This window comes from Proteus sp. PR00208 (assembly GCF_016238545.1).
GTDB lineage: Bacteria > Pseudomonadota > Gammaproteobacteria > Enterobacterales > Enterobacteriaceae > Proteus.
This window is the reverse complement of the sequence record NZ_JAEHQE010000001.1, coordinates 282,339-298,441: the sequence shown is the minus strand read 5'-3', so window position 1 is coordinate 298,441 and position 16,103 is coordinate 282,339. Positions and strand designations below refer to the sequence as shown.

Here is a 16,103-nt window from a genome sequence, read left to right as displayed (position 1 = left end):
TTGTGCACACAAATGAGGGCGCTAGGTAATCAGGGCGAAAGTGTCTGAACTTTTACCCCGCCCCCACCCTGTATTCATTGTGTTATTGATGCCAATGAGAATTGGGATCGAGTGGAATACCATCCGCATTACAGCCAATGACTTTGCCACTCTTTTCGATACGTTGTTTGGTCGAGTTATGATGCAGTTCGCATAAGCTTTGAAAGTTATTTTTATCCCAGAATAAAGCTTGGGCTTTTGCGATACGTTCTTTATCACCTGATTCAAGCGCTTCTTTAAGACGATGCGGAATAATGTGGTCAACTACTGTGGCCGCAGTAATGCGCCCTTGCTCTTGGCACATGACACAGAGCGGATGTTCATTAAGAAACGCTAATCGTACCTTTGCCCAGCGACCACCATAGACATTGCGTTTTTTCATGTTTTGTTTCTGACAACATCAGCTTCTATTGATGATTGCTTATTGCAGGTAATAATTCCTTTGAATATAACGTCACTAGACGTACTAAAACCTAAAGAATTATCGCTACTAATAACATAATGTTCATAATCAGCCTTATCCGCCCATTGATTATGAGTGGTTGCTAGTGTGATGATAGTTTGATTTATTTTATGTATTTTTTTTAGCAATTTAGCTGGCTTATCAATACTATTTAAATCGATGATTTTTGTGTTTCTTGGATCTGTATAAGGAAATTGCCCTGAATGACAAATCGCTATGAATTCTTTATATAGGTTGCTTCTCTCTTCAATTAGCTGCGATATTTCTTTTTGCAAGTAAACACAATGACCTATTGCCTCATAATTAATCTGTTTGTTTGACATAATAAACTCCAATAAAAAAGCCATTAGGGCCTATTCATCGTTAGATATTAATTAAATCAATATCCTCAATTTTAAGGAACGCTATTCAATACCAGGAATATAGATTTGAGCTTCTTTAAGAATTCGTTCCCTCGCTGTTAGTAGTAACTGCTTTCTACCACCAACTCCCCAGTTAGCCATCGTTCTTGCACAGTTACTTATATTTTTAGTTTCGGTATTAATGACATGATCTAGCTTGTTCAACTTAGACATGACATCTAATCCCTTCCTCGTAGCCTCTTTAAACGTGTTGTAGACAAGGATTTCAAATTCTGGCTTTAACCAAGCTGCATATCTAATAACGACTAACTCTAAAGCCCAAGTTCCCTGGTTGAGTCCACCTTTAATCACTTTAACCGATGCACTTTTTGTTGCATCGCTTAAAGCGTGAACAAATCGCCTTACTTGACGACTTTTCAAAAATGCACCAGGCCTTTGTGATTCCGTTGCTTTACCATCCGCAACAGCGGCCGCATGAAGATCATTTAAATTATATCTACCTTCACTATCAACACGGACAGACACACCATTAATACTTACTCTTGGATATTGCATAACGTATTACCTTCATTTGAAATGAACCCTCGTTCACATAGAAAATCAGCCCGTCGAAGCTCGCCAGCTATAACTGACTTTCTCGAAGGCTCATATCAAAGTGATTGGATTCGACGTTTTTGAATTGCTCTGTGAATGAGCGATGAAATGCGTATAAAAAAAGCCACCAGCGGTTAACTGATGGCTATCCATATACGTCACTAAATAAATGACGTTTGTAGAATTAAATATATTGATGTCTCTCCATCGTCACGCCCCTTCTTCTACCTACAGCTGACGTTGCTGATAATGACCGAAAAATAACAAAACGGTGGTATTCGTTGTTTTTGACTCTCACTATGCGCTCTCTATCGAGAAATAAAATAGGTCATGGCTAACATAGGAGACGGCGACAACGCGACGCTTTCTATTTCTATTGGCATTGAAATAAGAGTAGCGGTATGATTTATAGGTATTTATTTTTCGCTTAAATTTAGCCCCACGGTAAACTCAAACTCGCAGGGTTATTTTATTTGTATTCAATAGTTAATTAAAAAAACAATTGAAAGTATTCAATTCGCTTATTTGCTTAACAAAGCGATACTGAATTAATATCACTATATTCCTCTTGAGAAGTTCTTTATTTAATTTTGTCCATGCGTGATGCTGGAACTTATTTTTCATCTCTAATGTGAGAAGCTTCACACAAATAATAAATTTAACTCATATTTCTTCTTTATATAAAAATAAGTTGAATATTTTTACTAATATTAAAAGTTACTAAAGTAAAAATTTATTTACTCTTTTATTTTATCCCATTTTATTTTTATTAATAGTGATTAGTCTAATGGACAAAATTTACATTGCATCATCTGAAATTATTTCTGTTGCTTACGATTATCAAACTAAAACGCTGGATATCGACTGTAAATATGGAGAACAATATCGATATAAGGAGGTACCATTCAGTATTTACCAAGGTTTAATGGCATCAAATTCTAAAGAAAAATTTTTTTATGCCATGATTGAATATAAATACCCTTATAGTTAAATAACCTTATAGTTACCATTAAATATTATTATTCTTATTTTTATCACAAAAAGTATCTTTTTTTAAAGAAAACAAATACACAAATAAGAATCACCCACCTAAATTATTGAAATTATTTAGCAAATTAATATTAAGTGTATTGCAACCACTTATTAAAATAATATTTTTGCCGCACTATAGGTATATTCACTTATAAGTGCTATCTTTATTAAGATTGATATTTTTTCGACAAATTTCAATTTTGCCCTCGTACTCTACGTAGGGCTTTTTTTTAGTTCACACACTCCGCTCTAATGTAATCCTGCAACCCTTTAATCATCTGTTCAGTCTCAGCTATTCGTTCTCTGAGTAACCAATAATTTCGGATAGCGGTGTCAGTAGGTCGGGCGGTGGTTGCATAAGCCAAGCTGGTGGCGGGAGTGGTTTTGCTTTTTGGGCACTCGGCTTTGATGTACACCCGCTCAGGATGATGCTCACTAATATCACGCAAGCGACTAATTTCATTCTTAGCATTCGCTAGCTCCTGCGTATATTGAATATCCAGTTGGTTTAACCGCATTATGCGTGCTTGATAATCAGTGTTAATAGACTTCTGTTCTTCGAGAGCCACTGTCAGTTTTTTGTTGGTATCTGTCAGTGCATTAATTCTATTAGCTTGCCAATTAATCACCCAATAACTACCCACAATAATGCCTACCATCGCAATGACGGCATAGAGTTTCCCGTATTTCATGATTAGTACCGATGATGTGAGAGTGCAATCTGACAGCGTTTTTCTAAACTCACTTGGTCTTTAGTACATGAGTTATCAATCAAGAGATAAATGCCACCAGCGACTGTAATGAGTAATGCAAGAATAAAGCCGATAATGACGATTAAAGGTTTCCATGACATAGTGCTGACTCCGCCTCTCGACGACTGACAAGCCCTCGCCAAACCTTTCCACCTGCGTATACCCAACGTTTTATTTCTTCACAGGCACCCGCTCTATCACCCGCATTTAATTTCTTAAGTAATGTTGAGCGAGCAAATGCGGTTGTACCCACATTAAAAGCAAAGGAATATAAAGCGGCTTTGGTGTAGTCATCGAGTGGCACTTTGATTAATGTATCGACTTGCTGTTGTGTCTTAATAAAATCGTTTTGTAATAACAAATCGCATTCTTGTTGTGTGTATCTCTTACCTTGAATAATGTCTTTGCCTGTATGCCCATAACAAACTGTTAGAACACCCGCCACATCACGATAAGGTTCATAACGTACACCTTCAAAATGGGCTATCACTACTAGCGCAATTGCTGTTGCTCCCGCAGTTGTTAGCGCGGCTATTTTCTGTTTGAGAGACATTAAATATCCTTTGGCGCTTTCACCATTAATTCAGCAAGCCTTTTTAATGTTTCGGTCGGGTTTTGTGGGTCAACATGACGAACAAGCTCTTCAAATAATTGAGTGCGTTTTCGTTGCTCTCGACGAGTCATAAAGTAAGTAGCTAAACCAAGAACCATGCTAAACGCCATACCGATAACAAATCCCCATTCATATAATGAGAGACTGGCAAAAAAGGCCGTTAGGCCTGCTGTTCCATAAGTTACATTGGTTAATTTTTCCATACGCATAGTCACCCCCAGAGGAGTGTCCGTTAATGATTAGTGTGAGAGAGTTAAAAGTGAAACGATAAAAATTAGGCGGGTATTGATACTTTAAGTGCTTTTAATAAACCTTCAGGCAACTGCTCTTCCAGTGAAGCATTAGAAACAATCACAAGACCATACATAGATATCCATGTATTCGTTTGTTGTAAGTACCCTTGAATAAATTGCTTCGCTTTCTCTAACAAATAAACACAACTCTCTTGCGTGTTTTTTCGCCAATAGGATTCAATTGCCACCAGCAATGGGTCGCCTGCATCATTAATCTTTTGTGTGCCGATTCGATATTGCTTTTTACCTGCGGGAGATGTCGTGCAAATTAGTTGTGTGAGTTGTTGAGTTTCGCCATCAGCCGTATGGATATTCGCCGTTAAAATGGCTGAAGTATTCTTTTCACTGTCTGTTTCTGATGCATAGTGAAGACTAAACTGTAATTCGTTTATCTCTTTTGACATAACATTTACCGATTTATTTAGTTAATAAGGTGCCGACTCACAGCTCTTGTGTGAACGGTATAAGTGGGTATTGATTCTGTGGTCGGCGTAGATGGAAAGGCTACAAAGTAACCTTATTTAATTTAGGGTTGAATATATTAATGAGAATAATTATCATTACAAATGTATCAAATTGACAGGTTTGATACGAATTAGTACGACATGACTTACATTGCTTCTTGCGTTTATTTTATATGCCGATATGACTCCTAGCGTATCGGCATTTTTTTATTTTGTGTTGGGTAGTTCTTTTATATTTATAATTTAGAGATATATGATCAGATTCGATCTAATATTACTATGATTTAAGGATAAAACTAATCAGATAGTCCGCACAGTGCCAATAGTGGATATTGATACCATTCTATCTACTTGTGCGGAGCAGATCACAGTTTCATTACCCTAGGCTATGTCTATGAACTTTTTATGGCCTTTAGATGGATGTTGAACCCCTTCATATAATACGTTCTATGCTGTATTAATAACCAGCCCAAACATTCCTTAATCTTAGAGTAAACTAAATGAACAATTTGTTTATTTGCAAATTGGCAACTAATAGCCAACATTAGAGGAGTGTTCATGTTCAGTCAGGTTGACATTGATAATTTTGGTAGTTTCACAAAACTTAGTTGGAGAAATAGCCTTAAAGATACAGGTAATAATGTCCAGAATTTCAAGAGGCTCAACATTCTCTATGGACGAAACTACTCTGGTAAAACTACACTCTCGCGAATTTTCCGTGCTTTGGAAACAGGACGCATTCCACACAATTTTGTGGATCCAAATTTTATTATTCGCGGTGATAACGGTGATGTAACACAGGCAGACCTTGTCGGTCATAGCTACGATGTTCGGGTCTACAATCGAGACTTTGTGAGCGATAACCTAAGCTTTTTGGTCAATCAAAGCGACGGAGAGATCAAGACGTTTGCTATCGTTGGTGAAAAGAATAAAGAGATCGAAGATGCCATTATCGCAATCCAAACTAAGTTAGGCAGTGTTGAGTCGAAGGCAGGCCTCCGACATGAACTTGAAGTTAAAAAGAAAGAACGAGATCGAACGAAAGGCATTCATAAAACTGCGTCTGATGCTCTGGAAGGCAAACTTCGTTCTCATGCCAACAGTAAGATTAAGCTGAATCGCATCTACGGCCCTGCTGTTTACAATATAGACAGTATCAAAAGAGACATTAGCTCTGTCAAAAAACCTAGCTTCATACCGCTGACAACCGAAGAACAAGCTGCCAAGGTCAACCTCTTGAAGCAAGAGGCCCTACCTGATATTACCTATACCGTATCATTAAGCCTCAACATAGAATCAATAAGCAAGGAAGCCGAAGAACTCCTTTCAAGATTGATTAAGCCAACCCTGCCAATTCAGGAACTGTTGAATGAGGCGGCTCTTCAAACGTGGGTAAAGCAAGGCATACCGCTACATAAAGATAAACGAGACACTTGCGCCTTCTGTCGTCAAAGCCTTCCCCATGACATCTGGCAGGTATTAGACTCTCACTTTAGTAAGGAATCCTCGGATCTGGAGTCGTGTATCGATTCATGCCTGTCTTCCATCGCCACAGAAATCCAAGCCATTCCTAACTTCTTGGTTTTGACTGGTGATAAGTTCTATGCAGAAGAAAAAATCTTATTTGAAGCTAGCAAGAGAAAACTTGATAATTACCTGAAAGTTTACATGCAGGATCTCAAAGCTCTGAATGCTGCATTGGATAAGAGAAAGAACACCATTTTTCAGCAGGTTGCCATACCTGTCTACATTCACGACCCGATTGCAATTCAGCAATGCGTGGGCGACATCAATGACCTGATCGCTAGAAATAACAGCCGTACAAGTTCACTGGGAAAAGATAAAAATATTGCACGCGAATCTCTTCGACTTACCGATGTAGCTTCCTTTATTGGAGACATTACCTACGATGCTGAGTTAACGCGTATTGCCAGTCTCAAAACAGATTCTGACACTGCAAACACTGTATTTACCGAGGCAAAACTCGAAATTATCAAACAAGAGGCTGAAGTGACCCGCCTACTGGGCCAACAGAAGGATGAACGCAAGGGCGCGAAGCGAGTGAATGACTTGCTTAGTCACTTCTTTGGTCACGATGGCATCAAACTTGCCGCTAAGGACAATATTGAGAATAATTCAGTTAAGTTTGAAGTCACCAGAGATGGTAAATCAGCCTACAACTTGAGTGAAGGCGAATGCAGTCTGATTGCTTTCTGTTACTTCATAGCCAAGCTGGAGGAGCCAGACAGCAAAGGCAAGGATCTGATCATTTATATAGATGACCCAATTTCCAGCCTAGACGGGAATCACATCTTCTTCATGTTCAGTTTGATTGAAAGCCTGATTGCGAAACCCATCAAGAATGCAGACGGAACAAACAGCTATCGCTACAAGCAGCTTTTCATATCCACCCACAACCTAGATTTCTTGAAATATCTAAAGAAAATATCATTTCCTAATGAGAAGAATCACGGTGGATACCAACATTTCATCGTGGAGAGAAACGAAGGGGCAAGTCAGATTTCATTGATGCCTTCATATCTGCGAGACTACATCACTGAATTCAACTACCTATTTCATCAGATCTACAAGTGCCGCAATCAAGGTGCAGCGAATAAATCTCATGAACCATTCTATGGATTCGGCAACAACCTCCGTAAGTTTCTTGAGGCATTTTTATTCTTTAAGTTCCCTCATCAAGATGACAAGAACGATGCCTTTGAGAGAATCAAGAAATTCTTTGGCGAAGAAGATCCGACTGCAATAGCTCTTGTGAATAGACTTAACAACGAGTTTTCACATCTTGAATCGATCCCAGATCGTGGATTCAAACCTGTGGAGATTCCAGAAATTTCCAAGGTGGCAAATTACGTATTGGACAAGATTTATACGGCAGATCCGCATCAATACAATGCGCTGTTGAAGAGCATAGGTGAACCACCTAGGACACCTTAGGAAAAAGGCACAAAGAGTTTTTTGCGGTGAGTGAGGCGCCATTTGAATCTGGAATGCACCTCTCGAGCCCAACGAAAAGTGCTTACTGATATATGAAAAATCGGAATTCTCAAAAGGAGTGTAGAACTAAAAACAGGTATGAATAATGAACTTCCGCTCTTCGCTCAAACCAGACTGTAATTTCTAATAATATTCTACCTATGAGCCCCAAGTCTGAGCTAATACAATTTAACAATTAAGGCCACACATTATGCGTAGCCTTAATCTTATTCACGTTATCTAACTCAATTATTTTTTATCTTTATTTTCTATCGCTATTGTTTGCCGTTTTTCTTCTTCAGGTAATTCATACTCAATAGCAATGGTCAGAAGTCCACTTGATAAATCGGCTTTGTCTATTTTAACATTTTTACCGAGGTCAAATTGCAACGTAAATTGCCCTTGAGATATGCCTCGGTGGATCCATTTATCATTGTCTTCTTCTGATTTTTCTTCTTTTTTCCCTTCAATCAATAAACGACTTCCTTTCAATGAAACCGATAAGTCATTTTCTTGATATCCAGGCACACTTACTGTCAATTCATAATGGTTATCATCAATCTGTTTCAGGTTATAAGTTTGTACAGGTGATGCAATTGGCTTACTACCTGTTAACTGACTAAACAGGCGATCTATCTGATCAAAACGATTTGAAAGTAAGTTGTCAGATAATGTTGGGAATAATGAAAAAGGTTTAATGTTAGGCATATAACTCCTCCTTCAGTATTTAGTGAATTATGGGTGATATCTTATTTACCCAAAATATAAATATGAACGAGCAAAAATTTTTCAAGGCCCAAAATCTAAATTTTTTATCTTTAGCCAATATGAGATTGTAGATAGCAAAAAACCCCGCCGAAGCGAGGTTTGGGATCTGGTTAACTTAACTCATTTGCATTAAATTTGAGTTTTATTAGACTTCATTTCAAGCATTTTATTGATCGTTTTCTCACTTGTAGCTATATTTGCCTTTGCATTAATCTTGTTCATTCCGTCACAAGTTAAATGATAATCAGCTATTACTCTCATTCCTTTCATATTTTTCAAAGCATAATGTAGAGCAAGCAAGTCTTTTTTATTATACTTTTCTCTTTCAGCACTGTCTGACCGAGCTAAGTAATCTATCAATCCTTGATGGCTATCTTGTGGGCCATGCATCATCATTGGATAAATACAATGATATGCTGCATAGTAGGATCTAGATATTGCATTTCGATATCCAACTTCATTTTCTATTTCTATGCAACCTTTCGAAAATTCAAGTATGTCTAGACATGTTATAGCCACTTTAGTCGTTCCTTTAACTTAGATACATCATCAACACCACCAATAAATACACTAAAATTCTTACCTATGAATTCATCGTACTCAGTCAATCTATACGCTAACTCGATATTCATATCAGATAATACTTCTACATCATCACATTCAGCCGTCATCATAAATAAATTAGATTGTTCATCATAAGCTGATGTATTGGTATAATTTATAGCTACTATTTGGATATTCCACTCATCTAGGATGGCAATAATCAAGTTTGCCAAAGTCATTAAGTTTTTTTCTTCTAGACCTGACAACTTGAGATATTTCATTAATGCATGCCTAGCATTCTTAAATTCATTTAAATATCCATTTCTTTTATCTTCATCTGATAGTTTAATAACTTTAGCCATAAATTTTTCGGCTTTACTCAGATCAGCAATATAAAGACATGATTGGTATGCTAAATAAGAGAATGTAGGTGACTCATACTCATCTGCAAAACGATGAAGTAAATGCATATATTTGATATTAGAAGCTCGTTGATTAATAACAGCCAAATAATTTCTAGCGTAATCTATATTGCTGACTTGTAAAGATAATTCGAAATAATGAGACGCTTTATCAATGTCGTTATTCAGACTATATGCCAACGCTTTTAAATGGTTTTTTTCTAACCCACTACTATATTTCTCTATTTCCTTAAGAATTTGCATTAATTCAAAGTCATTAGATACCTCTTCATTTGAAATTCTCTCTTGAAGTGATTTCATTAATTCTTCTGATTTATGAATTGGCTGCATATATTTATCTTTTAGCTAAAGTTCAAATTAGAAAATCTTTAGCCATATTATGATTTTTATGTTGAATTCTCAACTTAGAAATGAGCAATTTTGGCTTAGTAATAGATAGCAAAAAACCCCGCCGAAGCGAGGTTTTGTATATTCAACTATTTAATGCTCAACTCATTTGAGCTGTCATCACACTTTTGCAAAAGATACATTTTGCGCCGTGTGGGTTGTTCACTGTGACATCAAATTGTGATGTTCTATATTGTGAACCGCAACAACTTGGGCATTTAAAATAGAGGCGAATAGTAATAGCGCCTTTAGAGGGCCACCACGTTGCCTGCTGCTGGGCCTTTCATACCATTTTCCATGGTGAATGAAACTTGTTGGCCTTCCGCTAATGTTTTGAAGCTATCACTTTGGATTGCAGAGAAATGTACGAAGACATCTTTGCTGCCATCAGCTGGAGTAATAAAACCAAAACCTTTACCCTCATCGAACCATTTTACTGTACCAGTCATTGTATTAGACATAGAATTTCCTTTAATTTATTTAATTTGCCATAAGGCATATGCGGTTTGTTTTGTATTTTTACTTATGGGTATTAATTAGAAGGAATTCACAATGAAGAGGTATCGAGGATAACGCTAAACGGGAACAACTTTAAACTTACTAACATAAATAGGTCTGTACTTCCAAACCAGTGACGCTATTAAGCCATAGAAAAATTCAGATAGCAAACTTTATTTTTTAGCGGTAAATCAGCTTAAGTAGACCTATAAAAAATACAACCCCGTTATACTCACGAGGTTTTCAATAGATAAGAGCTATAACATCAAAACCATTATTAACACAATATATTGTGTTTTGTAATTACACAAGACTGTAAATATGGTGTTTTCTAATTATTTTATCCATGTCTAATTTTATGTTATCAACCGATAGACATCCCTCAATAAATCCTTCCGCTGTCTGCAATCGCTTAGCCACTTCATTATGAGAAATACCGAGTTTTGAAGCCATTGAACGCAAAGGATAATTCTTCACATAGTACATAATAACCAACTGAAACAAGTAACTATTATTTACCTTTAAATGTAATACCGCTTTATTGATTTTTAAGCCATCATCATCTGAACATTGCTCTCGGCCTCGTCTTGAACTTGGAATTAATCCTTTAAAACCTGCGGCGATTGATGAGTAATCGATACTATTCCCCTCATTAGCTGACCACGCTCCCCAACGTGATAAAACTTCCTGCATATCTCTCATACACGCATTCTCCAAACCATTTTTGCCTTATTTATTACTATTGATTAATCATTTACACGTTCATCTCTCTTTCTCGTTTTAATTGCCTCACCTTCTCTCTGTATTTATCGCGTATCTGGATATAATCTTCGCGTCGCCAATGCGGAAGCTCATGAGGTCCTCGTAACCAATCAACTAATTCTTGACCAAATTTTTCGATAAGTTTTTCCTCATATTTTTGACTTACACTGGCATTTTTATGAGTAAATCGCCCAGCTCCACCATTACATGATTTACATTGCTTATATGCATTACGTTCATCAAATCTCAGCTCAGGGTGTGAACCCACAGATAAAAAATGACCACAATCCCACTGTCCTCCATGTAAATCAGGGGGATTAATTTCACCACAACTAATACAGGGCTCATCATGATCTCTGAGTCTGATATATTGATTAAACGCAGTTTGAGCTTGTTTGATAAAATATGAGGTAGGTTTTACTGCTAATTTGCGGGCTTTGAGTTTGTTTCTTGCTTTGATTTCCTTTTCTCTTTGTGCCTTTTTGAGTTTTACTAACGCTTTTTCTTTTTCCTTATTCCTTCGTTTTATTGCCAGTTCTGCGCCGTGTTCTGGGCAACACCACCAAATATTACTGTATTTGGGGTGAAACCATTCTCTACATATTTTACAGCGCCGTCGCCTTAGCGACTTCATTATGTTTTCCTTTGATTTATCCATCAGCAATTATTCCTCTTGATTTCTTTTCAAACTCATATATTCAGAATTGCTAGGAATGATGATCGGAATTCCCTTCTCAATGCACCATTGTTCATGTTTCTCCATCATGTAAAGCATCCTTGCTTTATCCATCTTGCTGGTTTTTTCACGCTCACCGTTTTCATTGCGCCCTAACCAATGTCCAACAAAATATTCATGAGTTTCCTCATTAGTGATGGGCTTTGATAAAACGATTTCACCGACACCATTTTTAATATCGATAACAACGCCACGCGCACGTAACCACTCGCCTGTGGTTTTCATCCACATACGCCATGTTTTATTCATTGGTATGGTTCTTAAATCACGCCACTCGGTGATTTTGATGCGATAGCGTTTACCTGTTGTCACGATTTCGGAGAGCACTTTGAAAATACTGTTGAGATTGGACTTATGGAGACAGATATCATCTGTCACTTGACCTCCTTTTTACTTTTATGAGTTAAAACGATTTTTCACAATATCTTTTGGGTTCCTTTTTCGGTTGAGCGCGATATGCAGCCATATATTGATCAACTGGCGTAATACTCAATCCTTGTTGATCAACATACACGGTGCCTGTTTTACCGTGTCGATTGAGCCTTAAAATCATTTCGGTCAGCGTTTCATCCGCATTATCGTGGTACACCGCATCACGATAAATGCCTAACCAATAATCACAATCTTGCTCGATTTGTCCTGTGTCTCTTGAATCACTTGGCACGGGACGTTTATCAGCCCTGTTTTCCAATCCTCGATTCAGTTGTACAAGCAACACAACCACCGTATTGAGCTCTTTTGCCAATATTTTTAGCCCCTTAGTGATTTCACCATAGGCAATATCATTGCGGTCAGCTTTTCCCGCCTGCATCAGAGTGAGGTAATCGACACCAATAAACCCAATATCACCGACTTTGCGTTTGATTTTCCGACTTTCAGAGCGAATATGCTGTAAGGACATGCCTGGTGTATCATCCACCCAAATATAGGGCTCATCTTTAAGGCGACCGATGGCACTGCAAAGCCTATCCCATTCATGCTCTTCTAACTTTTGGTAAAATTTATCTGAATTAATCTGGGTTTGTTGGGCTAGTGTCCGTTCAACAAGCTGTTTGTCTGTCATTTCCATGCTGAACAGCAATACAGGCTTACCTTGTTGTGAGACATTCTTTGCCATTTCAGTGAGAACGGTTGTTTTCCCCATCTTAGGGCGAGCACCAATCACGAACAGTGAGCCTATGACAATCTGTTTTGGGCTTAATAGACGGTCAAAATCTTTAAATCCCGTTTTTAATCCTCGATGTTTCTCTGGGTTATCTTGTCGGTCACAAATGTCGGTAAAAACATCATCCAACACATCATCAATTCGGCGTAGCCCTGTTTTTTTTCCCATTTTTCCAAACGACGTAGCTTCATCAAGCAAGCGTTGTGCTTGTTCAATTTTATCTGTAAAACCTAACTCACTTGGCGCCATCATGAGTTTTTGAATTTCAACCGTCTTTTCGATAACAAAACGCTGTGCGGAACACTCTCGGATTTTTTTCGCATAAGCCATAATGTTAGCAATACTCGGTGTTTCTCTTGCCATCTCAGCAAGATAGGCAAAACCACCTGATTGATTAATTCGGCCTTTTGACTCCAGACAATCCGTCACCGTCATGATGTCTATTGGCATACGTTGGGTATACATTTCTCGCAGGGTGAGATAAATAATTTGATGGTGTCGGGCATAAAAATCTTCAGGTTTTAGCAGTGAAAAAATTGATTGCGCATTATCACTTTGCGGGTCAAGCAGGAGTCCTCCAATAACATTTTGTTCCGCCATTAAATTATTCGGAACTTGGTTCATCACAGTGCTCCTTCCCTTGTTTTGAGTACCGTTTCAGGTCTGAGTAAATAATCAAAATTCGCTCGCCAACCCCGATTATTTTCGCCGAAATACCAAGCACTCGCCGTTTCCATAAAATAATCAAAATAATTTTTAGCTGATTCAACTGTGGGTTCTTTGAGCTCTTTCAGGAATTTGGATATTGCTCGTTTGCGTTTGTCATTCAGTGATTCGGCATTGGGTAATCTATCCCCTGCCGATTCGTTGAAGGCTTGCATAATTTCCTGATAAGGAATTTTAGTTTGTCGATTAACCGAAATCTGCTTTGCAGGTTTCGAGTCGTCAGACGATAGTTTTTTAAGGTTAATTGACTGGTTAAAAGACTGACTGGTTCTGGGTAAAAATTTTTGACTACCCCCTAGTCCAACTGTTTGACTACCGTGGTCAAATTCTTTGACTACCTCTGGTACAGAATTTTGACTAGGTGGTACTGTATTTTGACTACCGTCATCAAGAGATTTAGCCTCCAAATCCAGAATATATAAATTGGAAGTATGCCCCTTATCAGTTTTTCGCGTAACTTTACGAACAAGCCCTTTTTTACATAAACTTTTAATGTGGTTTATCGCACTTTGACGGCTAATTTCGCAATGACGTGCAATAGTTTCATAAGAAGGAAAGCACTCACCTTTATCATTGGCATTATCGGCAAGTTTAAGTAGCACCATTTTTTGTGCTGTACTCCCCACCTGTAACTGCATGGCTTTTGCCATTAGAAGCATACTCATTTTCGCTCTCCTAATAACTTATCCCGATGTGCTTTCCTTAATTTTGCGTCTTTCAGTGCTTCCTTTAAACGCTGACAACCCAGTGGGGTTATTTCTTGTAATAGCCTATTTCTCATGATGTTTTTATGCTCATCACAGCCATTAAATTCATGATTTATTCTTTGTCTCATGGTATAATTTCTCCATTCCAAAGCTGTATCAAAAAAGGGAAACCGAAATTTCCCCTTGTGATAAAAACTGGATATTGATACAGTATATTTGTACGTTAAATGGTGAATTCCATTGAACAACACGCCTCGTTTGTTGCCGCAACCGAGGCGTTTTCTTTTATTTTCATTTGAGAAAGTTCACCCATTTGTTTCCACAAAAATCGGTACTCTTCTTCTGAGATTTTTCGTTCTCCTTCCATCACAAAATCAATAATTCCCGATGCGACAAGCGTTTCGCATATTTCAGGATATTTTTCAGTTCGACGTAGGATTGTTGAATCATGGACACCTAACGTTCTAGCCACGGCAGACTGAGTTTTATTTCTCAATGCTTGTAATGCTGAAGCTATTAGGTGATTAGAGATAAATTGATTGAATTGTTTGCGTGTATTTGCGCATTCCATTGTTTAAAGTCCTTATGAGTTAACTAAGGGACAATAATGATCCGTGGCTCATTCCGTATGAGTTGATATTGGGGGAAGAGTTGTCGCTTTATCAGCGACTCCGTAGCAGTCAAAAACTGCGATTGTTAAAGAGCGGGTAGTGTTTACTTTTTAGTTCTTGGGAATGGTTTTATTTCAATTGCTTTAATACCATTCTCTGTGTGCGATAAAATAATGTTTCTTCCATCTCTTAACGCTTTACTTATAGCGCCTTGAGTAACCCCTATCGCTTTGGCCGTCTTATCTTGACCATACTCTTTTACATAATCTCTTAGAGCTAATTCGTTCATATTCTTCTCCTTTGAATGCATTAACCAATTATTATGTTCGGTAATAAAAAAGTCAATACTTGCGGTATTTTCAAAATATAACTATTGGTAATAAAATATCGACATGAGCAAAAAAAAACCATTATCAGAAGAGCAGTTAGCTGACGCTAGCAGGCTAAAATCAATTTATTCCGCTAAGCGTAAAGAGCTAGGAATAAACCAAGAGGACATAGCTGAAAAGCTAGGTGTCAATCAAAGTGCTGTAAGCCATTATCTAAATGGGATAAATCCACTAAATCCTAAAGCAGTGGCTACATTTGCAAAAATACTACAAGTGTCAGTAAATGAAATAAGCCCATCCATATCAAAACAAATAATGTCATTAGCCAAATCAATGGATGATGATATTGAATATATTGGTGAAATGCCTTCAGGATTGGTACAAGTACGTGGTGAAGCATTTCTAGGTGTCGATGGTGCTGTTGATATGATCGAAGCCCATAGCGGATGGTTAAAAATATACAGTGATGATGTGGATGCATACGGGCTTAAAGTTAAAGGCGATAGTATGTGGCCCCGCATTCAGTCAGGTGAATATGTTGTTGTTGAACCTAACACCACCGTAAAAACAGGTGATGAAGTGTTTGTGCGCACTATTGATGGCCATAACATGATCAAAATATTTAATAAAACTAGAGATGGTGACTATCAATTCACCAGCATCAACAACTCACATAAACCAATAACGCTATCACCAACTCAAGTGGATACGATACATTATGTTGCTGCAATCGTTAAACCAATAAAATATATCGATATTTATGAAAAGGTGGGTAAAAAACTTTTCTAGCGATTTGATAATTTGTTTTAGGGCATGAATATTGTAGATTAGTAAATTAATCTA

24 protein-coding genes are annotated in these 16,103 nt (G+C 37.6%); 3 read left to right on the top strand and 21 right to left on the bottom strand.

Features of this window, described 5'->3' with window-relative positions; genetic code table 11:
• Positions 1-82 precede the first annotated feature (82 nt).
• The 3 genes from JEP36_RS01355 to JEP36_RS01345 form a co-directional block, all read right to left on the bottom strand.
• Positions 83-421, bottom strand: a complete 339-nt coding sequence (locus tag JEP36_RS01355; RefSeq protein ID WP_036937620.1) for an HNH endonuclease — start codon at positions 419-421, stop codon at positions 83-85.
• A complete protein-coding gene (locus JEP36_RS01350; RefSeq protein ID WP_036976739.1) occupies positions 418-825 on the bottom strand; it encodes a hypothetical protein in 408 nt (135 codons plus the stop codon). The genes JEP36_RS01355 and JEP36_RS01350 overlap by 4 nt, the downstream gene beginning before the upstream one ends.
• A gap of 81 nt (positions 826-906) precedes the next feature.
• Positions 907-1,419 carry a KilA-N domain-containing protein gene (locus JEP36_RS01345; RefSeq protein ID WP_036937622.1) on the bottom strand — a complete coding sequence of 171 codons (513 nt, stop codon included), beginning with the start codon at positions 1,417-1,419 and terminating at the stop codon, positions 907-909.
• An 826-nt stretch (positions 1,420-2,245) separates the two neighbouring features.
• Between JEP36_RS01345 and JEP36_RS17900 the strand changes: the two genes are divergently transcribed.
• The gene (locus tag JEP36_RS17900; protein WP_088495941.1) at positions 2,246-2,449 is read left to right on the top strand and encodes a KTSC domain-containing protein; all 204 of its coding nucleotides are present in this window, start codon (positions 2,246-2,248) and stop codon (positions 2,447-2,449) included.
• Positions 2,450-2,720: 271 nt separating this feature from the next.
• Here the strand turns inward: JEP36_RS17900 and JEP36_RS01335 are convergent, their stop codons facing one another.
• The 5 genes from JEP36_RS01335 to JEP36_RS01315 all read right to left on the bottom strand — a co-directional run bounded on the left by JEP36_RS01335 (position 2,721) and on the right by JEP36_RS01315 (position 4,552).
• Positions 2,721-3,182 carry a lysis protein gene (locus JEP36_RS01335; RefSeq protein WP_103004804.1) on the bottom strand — a complete coding sequence of 154 codons (462 nt, stop codon included), beginning with the start codon at positions 3,180-3,182 and terminating at the stop codon, positions 2,721-2,723.
• A 2-nt stretch (positions 3,183-3,184) separates the two neighbouring features.
• Positions 3,185-3,343 carry a hypothetical protein gene (locus tag JEP36_RS01330; protein ID WP_173807699.1) on the bottom strand — a complete coding sequence of 53 codons (159 nt, stop codon included), beginning with the start codon at positions 3,341-3,343 and terminating at the stop codon, positions 3,185-3,187.
• The gene (locus JEP36_RS01325) at positions 3,325-3,795 is read right to left on the bottom strand and encodes a lysozyme (RefSeq protein ID WP_103004805.1); all 471 of its coding nucleotides are present in this window, start codon (positions 3,793-3,795) and stop codon (positions 3,325-3,327) included. The genes JEP36_RS01330 and JEP36_RS01325 overlap by 19 nt, the downstream gene beginning before the upstream one ends.
• Entirely contained in the window at positions 3,795-4,064 is a 270-nt protein-coding gene (locus JEP36_RS01320) for a bacteriophage protein (RefSeq protein ID WP_046334538.1), read from the bottom strand. Before JEP36_RS01320 ends, JEP36_RS01325 begins: the two co-directional genes overlap by 1 nt.
• Before the next feature lie 65 nt (positions 4,065-4,129).
• Entirely contained in the window at positions 4,130-4,552 is a 423-nt protein-coding gene (locus JEP36_RS01315; protein ID WP_198629783.1) for a hypothetical protein, read from the bottom strand.
• 618 nt (positions 4,553-5,170) lie between these two features.
• Here JEP36_RS01315 and JEP36_RS01310 point away from each other — a divergent pair.
• On the top strand, positions 5,171-7,567 hold the full coding sequence (locus JEP36_RS01310; RefSeq protein WP_232805387.1) for an AAA family ATPase: 2,397 nt from the start codon (positions 5,171-5,173) through the stop codon (positions 7,565-7,567).
• Positions 7,568-7,855: 288 nt separating this feature from the next.
• Here the strand turns inward: JEP36_RS01310 and JEP36_RS01305 are convergent, their stop codons facing one another.
• The 13 genes from JEP36_RS01305 to JEP36_RS01250 form a co-directional block, all read right to left on the bottom strand.
• Positions 7,856-8,314, bottom strand: a complete 459-nt coding sequence (locus JEP36_RS01305) for an Hsp20 family protein (protein ID WP_098943205.1) — start codon at positions 8,312-8,314, stop codon at positions 7,856-7,858.
• Between the two features lie 189 nt (positions 8,315-8,503).
• A complete protein-coding gene (locus JEP36_RS01300; protein ID WP_099659640.1) occupies positions 8,504-8,893 on the bottom strand; it encodes a hypothetical protein in 390 nt (129 codons plus the stop codon).
• Positions 8,884-9,669 (bottom strand): hypothetical protein, encoded by a 786-nt coding sequence (locus tag JEP36_RS01295; protein WP_115370360.1) that lies wholly within the window; start codon positions 9,667-9,669, stop codon positions 8,884-8,886. Before JEP36_RS01295 ends, JEP36_RS01300 begins: the two co-directional genes overlap by 10 nt.
• 157 nt (positions 9,670-9,826) lie before the next feature.
• A complete protein-coding gene (gene ymcF, locus JEP36_RS17695) occupies positions 9,827-9,967 on the bottom strand; it encodes a cold shock small protein YmcF (RefSeq protein ID WP_374189502.1) in 141 nt (46 codons plus the stop codon).
• Between the two features lie 7 nt (positions 9,968-9,974).
• Positions 9,975-10,187 (bottom strand): transcription antiterminator/RNA stability regulator CspE, encoded by a 213-nt coding sequence (gene cspE / locus JEP36_RS01290; protein ID WP_004244726.1) that lies wholly within the window; start codon positions 10,185-10,187, stop codon positions 9,975-9,977.
• 340 nt (positions 10,188-10,527) lie between these two features.
• On the bottom strand, positions 10,528-10,926 hold the full coding sequence (locus tag JEP36_RS01285) for an antiterminator Q family protein (protein ID WP_198629781.1): 399 nt from the start codon (positions 10,924-10,926) through the stop codon (positions 10,528-10,530).
• Positions 10,927-10,978: 52 nt separating this feature from the next.
• Entirely contained in the window at positions 10,979-11,620 is a 642-nt protein-coding gene (locus JEP36_RS01280; protein WP_166540062.1) for a recombination protein NinG, read from the bottom strand.
• A gap of 30 nt (positions 11,621-11,650) precedes the next feature.
• On the bottom strand, positions 11,651-12,100 hold the full coding sequence (locus JEP36_RS01275) for a hypothetical protein (protein ID WP_166540051.1): 450 nt from the start codon (positions 12,098-12,100) through the stop codon (positions 11,651-11,653).
• A gap of 25 nt (positions 12,101-12,125) precedes the next feature.
• Positions 12,126-13,511 (bottom strand): replicative DNA helicase, encoded by a 1,386-nt coding sequence (locus JEP36_RS01270; RefSeq protein WP_166540052.1) that lies wholly within the window; start codon positions 13,509-13,511, stop codon positions 12,126-12,128.
• A complete protein-coding gene (locus JEP36_RS01265) occupies positions 13,511-14,278 on the bottom strand; it encodes a helix-turn-helix domain-containing protein (protein ID WP_166540053.1) in 768 nt (255 codons plus the stop codon). The genes JEP36_RS01270 and JEP36_RS01265 overlap by 1 nt, the downstream gene beginning before the upstream one ends.
• Entirely contained in the window at positions 14,275-14,448 is a 174-nt protein-coding gene (locus JEP36_RS01260; protein WP_004251793.1) for a hypothetical protein, read from the bottom strand. Before JEP36_RS01260 ends, JEP36_RS01265 begins: the two co-directional genes overlap by 4 nt.
• Before the next feature lie 95 nt (positions 14,449-14,543).
• Positions 14,544-14,891: a transposase family protein gene (locus tag JEP36_RS01255; RefSeq protein WP_166540054.1), complete on the bottom strand. Its 348-nt coding sequence runs from the start codon at positions 14,889-14,891 to the stop codon at positions 14,544-14,546.
• A 143-nt stretch (positions 14,892-15,034) separates the two neighbouring features.
• The gene (locus JEP36_RS01250) at positions 15,035-15,220 is read right to left on the bottom strand and encodes a Cro/CI family transcriptional regulator (RefSeq protein ID WP_161769463.1); all 186 of its coding nucleotides are present in this window, start codon (positions 15,218-15,220) and stop codon (positions 15,035-15,037) included.
• A 103-nt stretch (positions 15,221-15,323) separates the two neighbouring features.
• Here JEP36_RS01250 and JEP36_RS01245 point away from each other — a divergent pair, with 103 nt between their 5' ends.
• The gene (locus tag JEP36_RS01245; protein WP_161769462.1) at positions 15,324-16,049 is read left to right on the top strand and encodes a LexA family transcriptional regulator; all 726 of its coding nucleotides are present in this window, start codon (positions 15,324-15,326) and stop codon (positions 16,047-16,049) included.
• The last annotated feature ends 54 nt before the right edge of the window (positions 16,050-16,103 follow it).

Coding starts and splice junctions, on each gene's coding strand:
- JEP36_RS01345 (WP_036937622.1), bottom strand. CDS start 1,419: ATGCAATATCCAAGAGTAAGTATTAATGGTGTGTCTGTCCGTGTTGAT.
- JEP36_RS01310 (WP_232805387.1), top strand. CDS start 5,171: ATGTTCAGTCAGGTTGACATTGATAATTTTGGTAGTTTCACAAAACTT.
- JEP36_RS01280 (WP_166540062.1), bottom strand. CDS start 11,620: ATGAAGTCGCTAAGGCGACGGCGCTGTAAAATATGTAGAGAATGGTTT.
- JEP36_RS01260 (WP_004251793.1), bottom strand. CDS start 14,448: ATGAGACAAAGAATAAATCATGAATTTAATGGCTGTGATGAGCATAAA.
- JEP36_RS01330 (WP_173807699.1), bottom strand. CDS start 3,343: ATGTCATGGAAACCTTTAATCGTCATTATCGGCTTTATTCTTGCATTA.
- JEP36_RS17900 (WP_088495941.1), top strand. CDS start 2,246: ATGGACAAAATTTACATTGCATCATCTGAAATTATTTCTGTTGCTTAC.
- JEP36_RS01335 (WP_103004804.1), bottom strand. CDS start 3,182: ATGAAATACGGGAAACTCTATGCCGTCATTGCGATGGTAGGCATTATT.
- JEP36_RS01285 (WP_198629781.1), bottom strand. CDS start 10,926: ATGAGAGATATGCAGGAAGTTTTATCACGTTGGGGAGCGTGGTCAGCT.
- JEP36_RS01295 (WP_115370360.1), bottom strand. CDS start 9,669: ATGCAGCCAATTCATAAATCAGAAGAATTAATGAAATCACTTCAAGAG.
- JEP36_RS01250 (WP_161769463.1), bottom strand. CDS start 15,220: ATGAACGAATTAGCTCTAAGAGATTATGTAAAAGAGTATGGTCAAGAT.
- JEP36_RS01245 (WP_161769462.1), top strand. CDS start 15,324: ATGAGCAAAAAAAAACCATTATCAGAAGAGCAGTTAGCTGACGCTAGC.
- JEP36_RS01350 (WP_036976739.1), bottom strand. CDS start 825: ATGTCAAACAAACAGATTAATTATGAGGCAATAGGTCATTGTGTTTAC.
- JEP36_RS01255 (WP_166540054.1), bottom strand. CDS start 14,891: ATGGAATGCGCAAATACACGCAAACAATTCAATCAATTTATCTCTAAT.
- JEP36_RS01325 (WP_103004805.1), bottom strand. CDS start 3,795: ATGTCTCTCAAACAGAAAATAGCCGCGCTAACAACTGCGGGAGCAACA.
- JEP36_RS01265 (WP_166540053.1), bottom strand. CDS start 14,278: ATGAGTATGCTTCTAATGGCAAAAGCCATGCAGTTACAGGTGGGGAGT.
- JEP36_RS01305 (WP_098943205.1), bottom strand. CDS start 8,314: ATGCCTAACATTAAACCTTTTTCATTATTCCCAACATTATCTGACAAC.
- JEP36_RS01270 (WP_166540052.1), bottom strand. CDS start 13,511: ATGAACCAAGTTCCGAATAATTTAATGGCGGAACAAAATGTTATTGGA.
- JEP36_RS01355 (WP_036937620.1), bottom strand. CDS start 421: ATGAAAAAACGCAATGTCTATGGTGGTCGCTGGGCAAAGGTACGATTA.
- JEP36_RS01320 (WP_046334538.1), bottom strand. CDS start 4,064: ATGCGTATGGAAAAATTAACCAATGTAACTTATGGAACAGCAGGCCTA.
- JEP36_RS01315 (WP_198629783.1), bottom strand. CDS start 4,552: ATGTCAAAAGAGATAAACGAATTACAGTTTAGTCTTCACTATGCATCA.
- cspE (WP_004244726.1), bottom strand. CDS start 10,187: ATGTCTAATACAATGACTGGTACAGTAAAATGGTTCGATGAGGGTAAA.